This window comes from Psychrobacter sp. UBA3068 (assembly GCF_002366815.1).
Taxonomy (GTDB): domain Bacteria; phylum Pseudomonadota; class Gammaproteobacteria; order Pseudomonadales; family Moraxellaceae; genus Psychrobacter; species Psychrobacter namhaensis.
In genome coordinates, this window is sequence record NZ_DFBY01000041.1 from 80,971 (window position 1) to 95,041 (window position 14,071).

At 47.2% G+C, this 14,071-nt stretch carries 11 protein-coding genes; 1 reads left to right on the plus strand and 10 read right to left on the minus strand.

Annotated features, from left to right (window positions below):
- Positions 1–6: 6 nt before the first annotated feature.
- Positions 7–894: an energy transducer TonB gene (locus B2P60_RS09680; protein ID WP_193005630.1), complete on the minus strand. Its 888-nt coding sequence runs from the start codon at positions 892–894 to the stop codon at positions 7–9.
- A gap of 366 nt (positions 895–1,260) precedes the next feature.
- On the opposite strand from B2P60_RS09680, the gene B2P60_RS09685 reads away from it, so the two are divergent.
- The gene (locus B2P60_RS09685) at positions 1,261–2,070 is read left to right on the plus strand and encodes a hypothetical protein (RefSeq protein WP_286741064.1); all 810 of its coding nucleotides are present in this window, start codon (positions 1,261–1,263) and stop codon (positions 2,068–2,070) included.
- 102 nt (positions 2,071–2,172) lie between these two features.
- On the opposite strand, the gene B2P60_RS09690 is transcribed toward B2P60_RS09685, so the two are convergent.
- From B2P60_RS09690 to nuoG, 9 genes are all read right to left on the minus strand, one after another.
- Positions 2,173–3,012, minus strand: coding sequence for a ferredoxin--NADP reductase (locus B2P60_RS09690; protein ID WP_286741065.1), 840 nt, complete (start codon positions 3,010–3,012; stop codon positions 2,173–2,175).
- 194 nt (positions 3,013–3,206) lie between these two features.
- Positions 3,207–4,685, minus strand: coding sequence for an NADH-quinone oxidoreductase subunit NuoN (nuoN, locus tag B2P60_RS09695; RefSeq protein WP_193005627.1), 1,479 nt, complete (start codon positions 4,683–4,685; stop codon positions 3,207–3,209).
- 3 nt (positions 4,686–4,688) lie between these two features.
- Positions 4,689–6,314 (minus strand): NADH-quinone oxidoreductase subunit M, encoded by a 1,626-nt coding sequence (gene nuoM / locus B2P60_RS09700; protein WP_193005626.1) that lies wholly within the window; start codon positions 6,312–6,314, stop codon positions 4,689–4,691.
- Between the two features lies 1 nt (position 6,315).
- Entirely contained in the window at positions 6,316–8,190 is a 1,875-nt protein-coding gene (nuoL, locus tag B2P60_RS09705) for an NADH-quinone oxidoreductase subunit L (protein ID WP_198335137.1), read from the minus strand.
- Between the two features lie 4 nt (positions 8,191–8,194).
- Positions 8,195–8,503 (minus strand): NADH-quinone oxidoreductase subunit NuoK, encoded by a 309-nt coding sequence (gene nuoK / locus B2P60_RS09710; RefSeq protein ID WP_040641932.1) that lies wholly within the window; start codon positions 8,501–8,503, stop codon positions 8,195–8,197.
- A gap of 98 nt (positions 8,504–8,601) precedes the next feature.
- The gene (gene nuoJ / locus B2P60_RS09715) at positions 8,602–9,321 is read right to left on the minus strand and encodes an NADH-quinone oxidoreductase subunit J (protein WP_193005624.1); all 720 of its coding nucleotides are present in this window, start codon (positions 9,319–9,321) and stop codon (positions 8,602–8,604) included.
- Positions 9,318–9,866 carry an NADH-quinone oxidoreductase subunit NuoI gene (nuoI, locus tag B2P60_RS09720; protein WP_193005623.1) on the minus strand — a complete coding sequence of 183 codons (549 nt, stop codon included), beginning with the start codon at positions 9,864–9,866 and terminating at the stop codon, positions 9,318–9,320. Before nuoI ends, nuoJ begins: the two co-directional genes overlap by 4 nt.
- Positions 9,867–9,921: 55 nt before the next feature.
- Positions 9,922–10,914, minus strand: coding sequence for an NADH-quinone oxidoreductase subunit NuoH (nuoH, locus tag B2P60_RS09725; protein ID WP_286741127.1), 993 nt, complete (start codon positions 10,912–10,914; stop codon positions 9,922–9,924).
- A 52-nt stretch (positions 10,915–10,966) separates the two neighbouring features.
- The gene (nuoG, locus tag B2P60_RS09730; RefSeq protein ID WP_286741068.1) at positions 10,967–14,062 is read right to left on the minus strand and encodes an NADH-quinone oxidoreductase subunit NuoG; all 3,096 of its coding nucleotides are present in this window, start codon (positions 14,060–14,062) and stop codon (positions 10,967–10,969) included.
- Positions 14,063–14,071: the final 9 nt, after the last annotated feature.

The following is a 14,071-nucleotide window of genomic DNA, read 5'->3' on the forward strand; positions in this document are numbered from 1 at the left end:
CAGACATTAATACGTCACGTCGACTTTATCGCTATAACGGTAAGTACGTATCAGGCGCAACTCGACAATGTCTTTCATGTCTTTAGTAAACTGGCCAAAAGGGGCCGCTTGCCGTACTGACTGCTTAGCAGCTTCATCTAATATCGTCGAGTTTGAGCTTTCTAGCAAGCGAATGGCTTTAATGTTACCATTATTACTAATAATGACCATCAGGCGTACTTCGCCCGTGATGCCTTGGGCCCGAGCTTGTACCGGATAGTGCAGGTTGCCAACGCGCTCAACATGCTCACGAAAAGTATTGATATAATCAGCTGCATCGCCGCGCGTCGTTGAATTGCTATCCATCGTCACCACTTTTGATTTGGTGGCATAGACCTGCTGACGTTGCGAGAGTTGGGCTTCGAGCGTTGCGATCTGTTTACGTAGGCGCTCTTCTTGGGCCATGACATCATCTTGTGCTTGTTTGCTGTCATTGTCAGACTCTACCGCCGCTTGTCGCCAGCTTAAGGTGGTTCGCAGATAGCTTTCTTGGTAGCGCTGCTGGCGAACTTGACGCTGTAAATTAATGACATCTTGTGTCTCGCTCATTTGCTCAGCCGCCAGTGGACTGATCTGATCGGTCTCTTGCCTTAACGTCTCATGTATCGTACCGCCGCCTACTTGTGAGGCATTGGCAATAAAATGTGCATCTTCATTTGGCTTCATGTTATCTGTGAGCACTTTTGCGACATCTTGCATCATTGCAGCGGGGTCTTTGCCCGTAGAAAAACTGATACCAAAGATAATGAGGGCATGGACGGCAACGGCAATAAAAACAGCAACAGGCAAGCTTACGTCACGCTTAGGCGCTTGTGCAGAAAAATGATAGCTTTGCGAGTCTTTGATATAGGCCACAATAGGTCTCAGACATTAAGTATAGATCGAGCGAACACCAAGTCCGATCGTAGTAGAGCTGGCAGTGTATGCGAGTGCTATCATAACATGACTTAGAATTGTGCTGCTAGCGTAACCGTAAATGGGGCACGTCCACCCACTCACACCGTATTGATAATAGTTTAAACACCGTTTTTTAGGTAGTGCGTTAACAAATACGTTTTTTTAGCTTGCATCCGTTAAAATATACGTGCAATGTTATTGATAAGTTGTAATCAAATACAGGGGCAGATTTATATCTTAGCGCTGCTAGTGACTTGCATAGACGCCATTTTATAGTTTTTAATAGGTGATCTGTACCGCATCTCGTCAATGATGCCCCCTATAATGATAAGGATAATAAGTTTGAGTGGCTTTGATAACATGAGTGATAACGTGAATAATTCAGACAGTTTTGATGAGTTCTTTGAGGATATTGGCGACCGTTTTGATGAGTCTTTCAGCGGTGGCTGGGATCGCCTCACCCAGTCGATCAAGCAGCTATACAATAAAACGACCGATAAGCTTGAAGATGAAATCCCCCTCCCTGTCGCTCAAAAATACGTCAATGATGCCCTGCAAAAGTTTGTGACCGACAACGTCAAAGCCATCTTAGAGTTGCGCGTTGAGATACACGATCACTGGTTTCGCTTATACTGCACGGTTAATGCGGGTGGTATTTATGCTGAGGTAGCCAGTAACTTTAGTTTGGTCCATGTGCAGCTTGACCGTAACGTTCAGCGCTTTGTGTTTGGCCAGCAGACTTATACCGATGTGCTAAACCTACGCTGTGAGTCTTTTCTTAAACGCCAAGGTATTAAGCTATTTATCTGGTTTTATCACAGCATCCTAAAAAAAGACCCTTTAGGGTTCATTCTGTCTTACATCAATATTGCCCGTGCAAAAGATGAAGTCATTTATCTTGATATTAATCGCTGGCTTAAGAAAAACAAAAAAATCATCAGTACCTTACACAAGGTGCAGGTGAACTACGGCGAGCTTGAAGAAGAACAATTGGTTTTAAAAACCCAAATCAATTATCGGGATTTATTGGCGGCAAGCAGCAACGAAGACATTATTAGCGATGATGATGAGCCTGAGCTGATGCAAGGCCCTCTCAACCCGATAGATGACGCTACCGAACCCAGCCAAGTGTAAAGCAGGTAGACTGTCACTTTTAAAAAAAGCGCTGACGCTAAAGACAGGAGTCTCTGGGCGTCAGCGCTTTTTTATGCCAGTAGGCTTATATTCACCATGCGGTTACCAGTAGTTTTCTACCGCAATATTTCCTTCACCGCGACGATTCATGACCAAGCCGAGCGTCTTTAACGCCTCTTTGGTGTCTTCCACCATATCTGGATTACCGCATAGCATGACGTGGGTGCTATCAACGTCTAAAGCAATACCTACCCGCTCTTGCAGAGTGCCATCCAATAATAGCTTTGGCAGACGTTCTGACAACGCGCCTTTCACAGGCTCACGGGTCACGATTGGAATAAAAATCAGCTTTGCTGGATTGTCAGCCAGCGAGCCAAAGTCTTCTTGTAATCTCTCAATCTTCTTAATATACGCTAGCTCTGCGGTCGAGCGTGCACTATAAGCGAGTACGATATGCTCGTAATCTTCCCATGTTTTCAAGTCTTGTAACATAGATAAAAATGGCGCTAGGCCCGTCCCTGTCGCCAGCAACCACAAGTCTTTTGGCAGTGGTTTTTGATAACGTGCTAGCGTCAAAAACCCAAACGGCAGAGTATTAAGCAGCAGCTCATCCCCTACTTGCAGGTGTTGTAATTGCGAGGTAAAGGCGCCATCAGGAATAACGATAGAGAAAAACTCTAGCACCTCATCAAAGGGTGACGATACAATCGAATAAGCTCGAAAGATGTCTTCATTCAAGGCTGCCTCAAACATCCCATCAGTGGCTTCCGAGACGTCTTGCCGCTGCTTATAATACTGTAGCTGACTAGGATTGACACCCAAACGGACAAATTGCCCTGCCGTAAATTTAAAGCTATCTGGACGGCTGACCGTAAAGCTAAACAGATTGGGCGTCCAGGTGGTTTTACTGAGCACTGTTACCTTTTGAATATTATCACTCATAGTAGTCATTCACTCACACATTATTAATAATTATTGTCTAAATTTTTTAAACGTTACAAACAAAAAGATGCGCCAAGCTTATCACAAAGCTGGCGCATCTTGGTTTTCTAACCGTAACAATGGCTAAGTAGCAGCATCAGCACACAGCCACTTACACCATGTCTTTGACAGCAACATCATCAAATAGGATACCCCTACCAAATACGAGCCAGACTTGCCAGCTCAATCATACTGTTTGGCAAGATACCGAAGAAGACAATAATCGCTGTGACCGCAATCACCATGATCCCGCCAGTACGGATGCCCCATTGCCCAGCCACATCAAACTCAATAAATTGCTTAGGACGTTTGAATAGCGTGAGCATGACACGCAAGTAGTAGAACAAACCGATCGCACTACCCAAGATAATCATCGCCGCTAAGAACCAATTGGTGCCTTGTACAGCGGCCAATATTGCAAACAGCTTGGTGATAAAGCCTGCCGTCAGTGGAATACCTGCCAATGACAACATCATAATAGTCATGACAGCGGTCAGCACCGGACGACGCCAAAACAGCCCTTGATAATGAGTCAGCTCATCCGCTTCTCCAGATAAGCGATAAGGACTCGACATCAATGTCACCACGCCAAAGGCACCGATAGAGGTGAAGGCATAAACTGCCATATACATACTCGAGATACTATCCGCGGCCGTCCCGATGCTCACGATCACGATCAGCACGTAACCCATATGGGCGATCGAAGAGTAACCGAGTAGACGTTTGAGACTGGTTTGCCGTATGGCTAATAAATTACCCACCAAAATAGATAAGGTCGCCATCACCATAAGCAGCATCTGTACCGATGGCAATGCCAATAAAGCCGTGTCAATTAAGAAGCGAACAGCCAGCGCCATCATCGCAACCTTGGAAACCGAGGCTAAAAATGTGGCGATCGGTGCAGGTGCCCCTTCATAAACATCAGGCGTCCACATGTGAAAGGGCGCAGCCGACAATTTAAAGGCAATACCAAACATCATCATCGCCGCGCCAAGTATCAAGAGTGGCGACTCAAATAGATTGCTAAGCATCATACTAATAGGCTTGAAGCCCAACGATCCGACTTCTGCATAAATAAAGGCCATGCCCATCAGCAACGTTGCCGATGCGGTCGCAGACAGTACTAAGTACTTTAGACCTGACTCAAGCGAGCGGTTACGCATATAAGTATAGGATAGCAGGCCATATAGTGGCACTGAAAGCATCTCTAAACTCATAAAGAACGATGCCATGTGCTGAGCGCTTACCATAAGCAGCGCGCCAATCGTCGATAGTAACATGAGCAGATACAGCTCATCTTTGTTGTCTTTGAGGTTTGCCAAATACGCATAAGATAACGTACAGCAGGCCAAGGCGCAGACAAAAATAACCACCATGTTAAACTGAGCAAAATTATCAATCACAAATAACTGCTCAGCACTTGGTAAGACCGTTCCGCTCTCGATGATACCAGCCATTTGTCCAATTAAGATAAATAGACCAATATTTAAACCGACGACCGTCACCGTGCCAGTGACCATATGTGAGCGTTTAATGGCGATGGCAATCATGACCACCAACACTGTAATAACGACGGCTATAATCGGTGCATAAGGCAACAATCCCATCAAATCATTCATCGTAATATTATACATGACTTAACGTGCCTCCATTGCATCAAGCAGTTGCGACGCATCTACCTGTGTCACTTGACTGTATATATATGCGTTATTAATCCACTGCATCGCATGACTTGAGGTATCAAGGAACGGCTGTGGGTACAGTCCGAGCCACACCAAACCAGCGGCAAGCATCAGTAGTAATGACAGCTCACGCTTGCCCAAATCTTTTAGTTTACGTACCGGTAATCCATGAGACTTGGTTTCTTGTACGGCCAACGCTTCGATATTGTTTTTACCAAATAGCGCGCGATGAATCAGAATAAGCGAGTATAACCCTGCCAGCACCAAGCTAAAGGTAGCCAAGACGACAAACACTGGATACTGCGTAAATGAGCCAAATAAAATCATAAACTCGCCAATGAAGTTACCCGTGCCCGGTATCCCAAGTAAGGCGGCGCAGAAGAACATCAATATTGGCGCATAGTAGCGGAACTGTCCCCACATGCCGCCCATCAAAGTCAAATCGCGTGTGTGCAAACGCTCATACAACTGACCTGCCATGATAAATAGTGCCGCCGAGCTTAAGCCATGTGCGAGCATCTGAATCATCAGACCTTGTAAGCTAAGCAGTGTGCCGGCATAAATCGCCAATACCACAAAGCCCATGTGGGAGATACTGGTGTACGCCAGCAGACGCTTCATATCCGTTTGCATAAAGGCGAGCCACGCCCCGTAAAATATACCGATCGTACCTAAGGTGATCGCAATCGGTGCAAACTCTTGTGACGCCACTGGAAACAAGGGCAAGACAAACCGAATCAAACCATAAGCGGCGGTCTTAATGAGCACACCCGCCAAATCTACTGAACCTGCGGTTGGGGCTTGCGCGTGCGCATCTGGCAACCAACCATGAAAAGGAATAATTGGTAACTTGACCGCAAAGCCAATAAAGAAGCACAGCATGATTGGATATTCCCAGCCGCCAAGTGACGTACCGAGCAAATCATTATAGTTAAAGCTCACCACGCCCGTTTGTGCGTAGCTGATAATGACCAATACCAATATACCAATGAGCATGATTAACCCAGAGGCTTGGGTATAAATAAAGAACTTGGTTGCGGCATATTCTTTGGTTTTACCAACGACATCATGACCCCAAATCGCGATCAAGAAGTAGATAGGGACCAGCATCATCTCCCAAAAGAAGAAGAATAAAAACAGGTCAATGGCTAAGAAAACACCGATGACGCCGCCCAAACTCCACAGCAAATTGAGATGAAAAAAGCCAACACGGCGCTGAATCTCATTCCACGAACAAGCCACCGCAGCAATACCGAGCAGGCCGGTCAACGCTACCATTAATAGCGACAAACCATCTAATGCCAAATGAAAGCTGATACCAAAGCTCGGTATCCACGGCACACTAAATTCAGCCACCCAAGGCACAGCAGAGTCCGGTGCAATCACCTGCTTACTCATACCGCTAAAATCACCGTATTGCCAGAGTACCAATGACAAGGCAAAGGTCAACGTCATACCAATCAAGGCAATCCAGCGCGGCAGACGTTTATTGAACCGCTCTACCAACCAGCATAGCAACCCTGCAATAAAAGGGATCGCAATCAATGCTGGTAGCATCCACGTTTGTTGTAACTCAATCATCTTATACCACCGTCATCATTACCAGCACTAGCAATACCGCCATACCCAAGCCAAAGCTTGCAGCATAGCCTCGAAGTGACCCTGTTTGCGTCGCAGACAATACCTTATTACCTGCTGAAGCCAGCTTAGGTAACACATACCACGTTTTATCGATAGGGTCGGCTTTAAATAAGCGGCCGATGAACAAAAAGGGTTTTACAAAAATCACATCGTATAACGCATCGAAGCCGAGGCCATGATAGCACCAGTGATATAGCGCCCCGCCAATACGCGAGCGCTTAAAGCTCGTCAGCAGTCGGCCCTTATTGACCACATATAGTAGTGCCGCCAGTATCAAACCTGCCGCCATCGCACCCATCGCAATATATTCTGCTGTATGTTTGCCATGCGCTTGACCCGCCACTTCTAATAAATGCCCAACACTCTCTGGCAACACCCCTTGTAAGGGCGGTGTGATCCATGCGCCAACCGCGGTAGATAACACGAGCAGTACGGTAAGAGGCAGCCAATACGACACCCCTGATAATTTGTGTGCATGGGTTTTTTCTTCGCCAAAGAAAATAATCCAAATCATACGGAAGGTATAAATCGCGGTTAAGAACGCACCGAATACTCCCATGTAAAACAGGACCATATGACCGGTGGCATAAGTCTCCCAAAGAATCGCTTCTTTCGAGTAAAAGCCAACAGTGACCCAAGGTATCGCAGCCAGTGCACCGCCACCCACGATGTAGCACCAAAATACCAATGGTATTTTCTTACGCAGTCCGCCCATCTTAAAGATATCTTGCTCATGATGTACCGCAAGAATGACCGCACCTGATGATAAGAATAACAAGGCTTTAAAGAAAGCATGCGTCATTAAGTGAAAGATAGCCCCTTGCCATGCGCCAACGCCAAGCGCCAAGAACATATAGCCGATCTGGCTCATGGTCGAATACGCAAGAATACGTTTGATGTCTGTTTGCGCAAGTGCACAGAAACCAGCAACCACCAGTGTCAACGCCCCTACGCCGCCAACCCAGTACAACAAGATACCTGGGGTCAATTCAAACAAGGGGTGCAGACGGGCAATTAAATAAACCCCAGCGGTGACCATCGTCGCGGCGTGAATCAGAGCCGAGACTGGTGTCGGACCAGCCATCGCATCAGCCAGCCATGTATGCAGTGGCAACTGCGCTGATTTACCCATCGCCCCGCCAACGAGCATCATGGTAGTAAGCATCATCGTTGGATTATTAATATCGAATACTTCTGGCGCGCGCGTAATAATCTCTTGGATATTCAGCGTACCGAACTCGCGGAACAATAAAAACAAACCAAAGGCTAAGAACACATCACCCACACGCGTGACGGTAAAAGCTTTCATCGCGGCAAGGCCATTGGCTCTATCATGATAATAGTAACCAATCAAAAGGTAAGAGCAGATACCCACGCCTTCCCAGCCGAGATAAAGCAAGAACAAGTTATCTGCTAATACCAGCAATAGCATGCTGGCAACGAACAAGTTCATGTAGCTGAAGAAACGGGCAAAGCCAGTGTCCCCTTTCATGTACCAAGCGGCAAACAGATGAATTAAAAAGCCAATACCCGTAATGACCCCAGTCATGGTCAGTGCCAAGCCATCAAAGCTCAAGCCGAAATGGGGCGCAAAGTCACCCACTTGGAACCACGTCCACAGCGGAATCTCTACGACCGTGCCGGCTGGATTGGTGGTCAAAAAGCTATAGCTAACCACCAGCGTACATAGAGCTGATAACAGCATGCTACCGACACCGACAGCCGCTGCCACCTGTTCCGTTAATTTGTCGCGCATAAAGGCTAAAATCAAAAAGCCAATGAGCGGGAATATAAAGGTTAATGGTAATAAACTCATGACATCATCCTTTCATCTCATTGGCGCTATCGACATCAAGATGCCCACGCTTATGATAAAACCGCAATAATATGGCCAAACCAATGGCCGCTTCTGCTGCTGCCAACGTCAAAATAAAGATAAACATAATCTGTCCATCTGGATCAACCCAGCGACTCCCTGCCACCACAAAGGCCAGTGCTGCCGCGTTCATCATGATCTCAAGACTCATTAGCATAAATAGGAAATTACGTCGTACCATGACCCCGCACAGACCAATGGCAAATAAGATCCCTGCCAAAATTAATCCATGACTCATAGGGATCATACCCAATACATTGTGTACCTCAGCCACAGGCTGTACTAAGCCTACCACCTCGTGGGCAAACGGCACGTTTGACACGTCTTGTGCCACGCTCGCTGCTAGTACCATCAGTCGGACTCCTTGCGCGTGACTTTATTCACACCCACATTCATACTTACATAGTCATGCGGGTCAACATCTTTATATTCGTAAGGTTCAGCCATTGTTACTGCCTCACTCTTTGTATGGGTGCTATCGTTACCATATGGCTTGGTATTACCCGTATGGGTCTGAAAGCCTTGAGGGTCATTACCGACGACCTCATCATCGCTCGACTCTTTGCCCAAATGATACGCTGCAACCAAGGCCGCCAATAACAACAACGCCGCCACTTCGATGAGCATCACGTACTTAGTAAACAGCACTGTCCCAACGACTTTGGCTGAAACCGTCGTACCGCCAATCATAGCGGCTTCGTCATGATTAAGACCAATCATTGCGTAAAGCACGACGGCAATAATCAGGGTCAATCCTGTCGGTATCGCCCAAGTACCCGCATCAAGCCAACGCTCTTCACGCTCATCATTGGTCATCCCTAAATTGAGCATCATGATGACAAAGACAAACAGCACCATAATAGCGCCAGCATAAACAACGATCTCAAGTGCCCCTGCAAATGGCGCACCCAACACAAAAAATATGCCAGCAATCGCCAGTAACGACACAATCATCGATAAAATCGCATGCACTGGATTGGATTGGGTCACCACGCGTAGACTGGCAAAGATTGCCACCGCCGCAAGCGAATAAAACCCTGCCAATTCAGGATGGTTTAAAATATTCATCATGGCAGCAAGCTCCTCAGATCAATCGGTGCAGCTTCATTTTGTGCCGCCCCTTTTGGTTTTTCCGCTACCGCCATACCCGTCACACGATAATAGTTATAATCGGGATATTTGCCTGGTCCTGAAATAAGCAAATGCTCTTTTTCATAGACCAAATCTTGGCGCTTATATTCACCCAGCTCAAAGTCAGGCGTCATTTGTATCGCTGTGGTTGGGCACGCCTCTTCACACAATCCGCAAAAAATACAGCGCGAAAAGTTGATCCGGAAAAACTCTGGATACCAGCGTCCGTCTTCACGCTCAGCTTTTTGTAACGAGATACAGCCAACCGGACAGGCCACCGCACACAAGTTACAAGCGACACAGCGCTCGTCTCCATCAGGATCACGCGTTAGGACAATACGTCCACGAAAACGCGGCGGTACAGGTACCGGCTCTTCAGGATAAAGGATGGTATCACGCGGTCTGAGCGCATGACTATTGACCATCCACATGCTGCGGACAATGGTAAATATACCAATGACGGTCTTTTTTATGGTAGTAAACATGGGATTATTATCCTTATCAGCTTTACCCTAGTTCATCAGTGATGGCTAGTAATGACTATAACGTTGGGGAAAAGATCAAAATGACCGCAGCAGTAATCAACAGATTGATCAAGGTTACGGGCAGACATACTTTCCAGCCAAAGTTCATCACCTGATCATAACGCGGACGCATGAGTGAACCTCGAGCCAAAACAAACATGGTCATAAAGAACAGCGTTTTAATCATGAACCAAAAAGCTGGTGGAATAAATGGAATATCTAAATTGAACGGCGCAAGCCAACCGCCGAAGAACAAGCAAGTCATCAAGGCAGAAATCAAGACAACGTTGACATACTCACCAATGAAGAACATACCGAATTTCATACCAGAGTATTCAACATGATACCCTTCCGCGAGCTCCTGCTCTGCTTCTGGTTGGTCAAATGGATGCCTGTGAGTCACGGCCACACCAGCCACCACAAAGGTCAAAAAGCCGAAAAACTGCGGAATGATATACCAGCCATCAATTTGCGACTCTACAATAGCGCGCAAGTTAAAGGAGCCTGTTAACGCGACCACGCCCATCAATGATAAACCCAAAAAGACTTCATAACTGATGGTCTGTGCCGCAGAGCGCAAACCACCCAGTAACGAGAACTTATTGGCAGACGCCCAGCCCCCAAACATCACCGCGTAAACAGCGATACCGGCCATGGCAAAGAAGAACAAGATACCAATGTCCCAATCTGCCACGCCCAGCATGGGCGAGATAGGAATAATGGCAAAGGAGGCCAAGGCGGTAAACATCGCGACCGCTGGGGCCAAGGTAAACATAAACTTATCGGTAAATTTTGGTGTCCAATCTTCTTTAAAGAAGATTTTTAACATGTCAGCAATCAGCTGCAGTGAACCAAAAGGGCCGACACGGTTGGGACCATAACGGTCCTGCCACAAGGCTAGCATGCGACGCTCATAGATGATCATCATAGCAGCAACCAGCACCACCACTAAAAAGATGACCAACGATTGGCCCACCAAAAACAGAATAGACCAAGCGTCAAAGCTCATACTACCGGCCAAAAAGCTTGGCACATCAGGGATAATACGGGTAACTTGCATATTACACCTCCTGTGTGGTGGTCGGCGCTGTATCCATTTGCGCAGCGTTATTATTGTTCATCATATCGTTAGCCATGCTACCCATCATCGTCACTGGTGCCTCAACTTTGCGTACCGACGCTGGCATTGACGGATGAATGATACTCACCTGCCCGACTGGATAACCGATACAACCTTCTGCTAAGTAACCCACCAGCTGTACTGGCAAGGTGATTTGTTGCTTATCGATTTCAATCGCCAAGTAATCACCGGCCGCAATATTCCAGTCTTTAGCATCATCCACACCAATACGCCATGCGGCAACAGGCAGTTGCTCAGCGACGATTGGGCTACGAGATGCCATCATAGAGCTGGCATAGATGTTATGGATAGGCACCAATTTGGCTTGTCCTTGCTGCATATCCGTCGTGTTCGCAGACGTGACGTCAGGCGCGACGTACTGACGAGTGGCTAGGCGCGCTAGCTGATCGAATAAGCGCACTCCAGGATCGCCATTTTTTAAGTGGCCACCAACCTTGTCTTGATATTTATTCCACGCTTGCGGTGAGTTCCACCCTGCCGCATTGGCAAAAGGAATCATCGAACTTGGTGTTTGTTTGCCGCTATAACCTTCCATTGAGAAAGTTAAACCGGTGTCCAAATCTTTTGGCTGCATCGGCTCATGGACTGATATTGGCGCACGCATGGCGGTACGACCTGAATACCGACGCGGCTGACGGGCAATTTTAAGACCCGTAATACGGTAATCGGCATCTGGTGCCGCGCCTTTGATACCCGCAAGTTTAGGATGCGTTGCAATCAAGGCATTGATCACATCATCAAGCTGCGTCCAATCGACATCACGGCCTTCAACGCTGCTATGGACCGCATGTAGCCAGCGCCAGCCTTCTTTGATGCTGCTCATTGGATGGTAGTAATTGTTGTCATACACTTGGAAAAAGCGCTGCGCCCGTCCTTCAGCCGATATCAAGGTGCCATCCGCTTCTGCAAAGCTTGCGGCTGGCAATACAATATCGACGTCTTTGTGCCAATCGAGCAGCTGATGATCTAAGGCTATGACGGTTTTATCAGCCAATAGCTGCGTTAATTTACTGGCATCAATTGCGTCTGTCAGTTGGTTTTCAGCGACCACTACCACATCAAAATCGGTCGCTAGCAGCTCTTCAACTGACTGACCGCCAAGCAAGCAAACGCCCATGCTGTTGGAATCAGGAACGGTCAAATAAATACCCGCTTGAGCGTGGTAACGCTTGTTAACTTCTCTTAGCTCAGCAGTTTCAGCAGGCTCACGCTCAATATCATCTTGCGCTTCTTTATTGGTGCCCGTAGCAGGCTTGGCGGGTTTTGCTGATAGCTCTTTGTCTTCTTCAGGTTGCTCAGTTTGTGCCTGTTTTTCTACTGCACGGAGCTGCTTATCACGAACCATAGCATTATGCGCTTCAACTTGTTGCTGCTCAGTTGCTTTGATTGCCGCGCGTTTTTGCGTTAAGACCTGAGTAATTTGTGCCGCTGCTTCTATCAATGCCGTAGAAGATAAGCTGCTACCGGATATGACCAATGGTTTATCCGCTTGGATCAAATCATAAGCGATTTGCTGCGCCAATGCTTGCATGCCGTCATTATCAGGACTGGCATCAGTGTTTTGTTCAGCTGTTTGTGGATCTGTTATGTCTGCTAAATCATCAGCGAAATTAGCAATCTCATCAGCCACTTTAAAGCCAAGTTTGGTGATATCTTCAGGCGTTGCGACCACGCTCACTTTACTGATGTCTTCTAGCTTGGTTTGCGTCACATCGATGACATAAACTGGGCTTAGTGCATCTTGCGCGATACGTTTGACCGGTTCTGCAAGCCAAGGCTGCGTCTTCAACGCGGCGGCCATTTTTAGGCCTTCATTTTTCGCAGCTTGACGTACTGACAACGCGACACGTGATGACGTTTGGGTAATGTCTTCGCCCAGTACCAGCACCGCATCATGACTTTCAATATCCGTCATGCTTGGGTTATAGATGCCCTCAGTACTAAGCACTTCGATACATTTATTGACCAGAGATTGCTGCTGATGGTTCAGGCCTGTCGAGAAGTTATTAAAGCCGACGAGGTTTTTTAGCGCAAAGTTAGTCTCAAGGCTGGCACGTGGCGAGCCAATACCAATGACTTTTTTGTCCTTGATACGTTTGATGGTTTCATCGAGTGCGTAGTCAATATTGATTTTGACATGCTTATCATTGATACGCTCAAGCGCTTGGGTTGGGCGATCGGCACGATTGACATAGCCGTAACCAAAACGACCACGGTCACACAAGAAGTAACGGTTTACGTCACCGTTGTAGCGGTTTTCGATGCGGCGTAATTCACCATAACGCTCGCCCGGTGAAGTGTTACAACCCGCCGAGCAGCCGTGACAGATGCTAGGCGCATACTGCATGTCCCATTTACGGTTGTAGCGCTCAGAATGCGTCTTATCAGTGAACACACCCGTTGGGCAAACTTCGGTTAAGTTGCCTGAGAACTCGCTTTCAAACTGTCCGTCTTGATCACGACCAAAATAAACACGATTGTTTGAGCCATAAACACCCAAATCTTCGCCGCCAGCGTAGTCTTTATAAAAGCGTACACAGCGATAGCACGCGATACAACGATTCATCTCGTGGGCGATAAAGGGGCCAAGCTCTTGGTTGTGATGGGTACGTTTGGTAAAGCGATAGCGACGACGACTATGGCCTGACATATAAGTCATGTCTTGCAAATGACAATGCCCGCCCTCTTCACAAGTTGGACAATCATGCGGATGGTTGGTCATGAGTAGCTCAACCATCGACTTACGAAACGCTTTGGCTTCATCGTCAGTGACTGAGATGTACGTGTCATTCTCAGGTGCGACCATACATGACATGACAAGACGACCGCGACCCGCTTCCATATCTTCTTTACTTTGGAATTGCTTGACCGCGCACTGACGACACGAGCCTACTGAGCCTAGGGCGGGATGATAACAAAAATACGGCACATCAATGCCGAGTGATAAGCAGGCTTGTAGTAAGTTGTCGCTGCTATCTACTTCGACAGTGGTTCCATCAATATGTATGACTGCCATGCCGCTCTC

Excerpts from the sequence above, each read along its gene's own strand:
- nuoL (WP_198335137.1), bottom strand. The coding sequence starts at position 8,190 with ATGAGTTTATTACCATTAACCTTTATATTCCCGCTCATTGGCTTTTTG.
- B2P60_RS09685 (WP_286741064.1), top strand. The coding sequence starts at position 1,261 with ATGATAAGGATAATAAGTTTGAGTGGCTTTGATAACATGAGTGATAAC.
- nuoN (WP_193005627.1), bottom strand. The coding sequence starts at position 4,685 with ATGTATAATATTACGATGAATGATTTGATGGGATTGTTGCCTTATGCA.
- nuoH (WP_286741127.1), bottom strand. The coding sequence starts at position 10,914 with ATGAGCTTTGACGCTTGGTCTATTCTGTTTTTGGTGGGCCAATCGTTG.
- B2P60_RS09690 (WP_286741065.1), bottom strand. The coding sequence starts at position 3,012 with ATGAGTGATAATATTCAAAAGGTAACAGTGCTCAGTAAAACCACCTGG.
- nuoJ (WP_193005624.1), bottom strand. The coding sequence starts at position 9,321 with ATGATGAATATTTTAAACCATCCTGAATTGGCAGGGTTTTATTCGCTT.
- nuoI (WP_193005623.1), bottom strand. The coding sequence starts at position 9,866 with ATGTTTACTACCATAAAAAAGACCGTCATTGGTATATTTACCATTGTC.
- nuoM (WP_193005626.1), bottom strand. The coding sequence starts at position 6,314 with ATGATTGAGTTACAACAAACGTGGATGCTACCAGCATTGATTGCGATC.
- nuoG (WP_286741068.1), bottom strand. The coding sequence starts at position 14,062 with ATGGCAGTCATACATATTGATGGAACCACTGTCGAAGTAGATAGCAGC.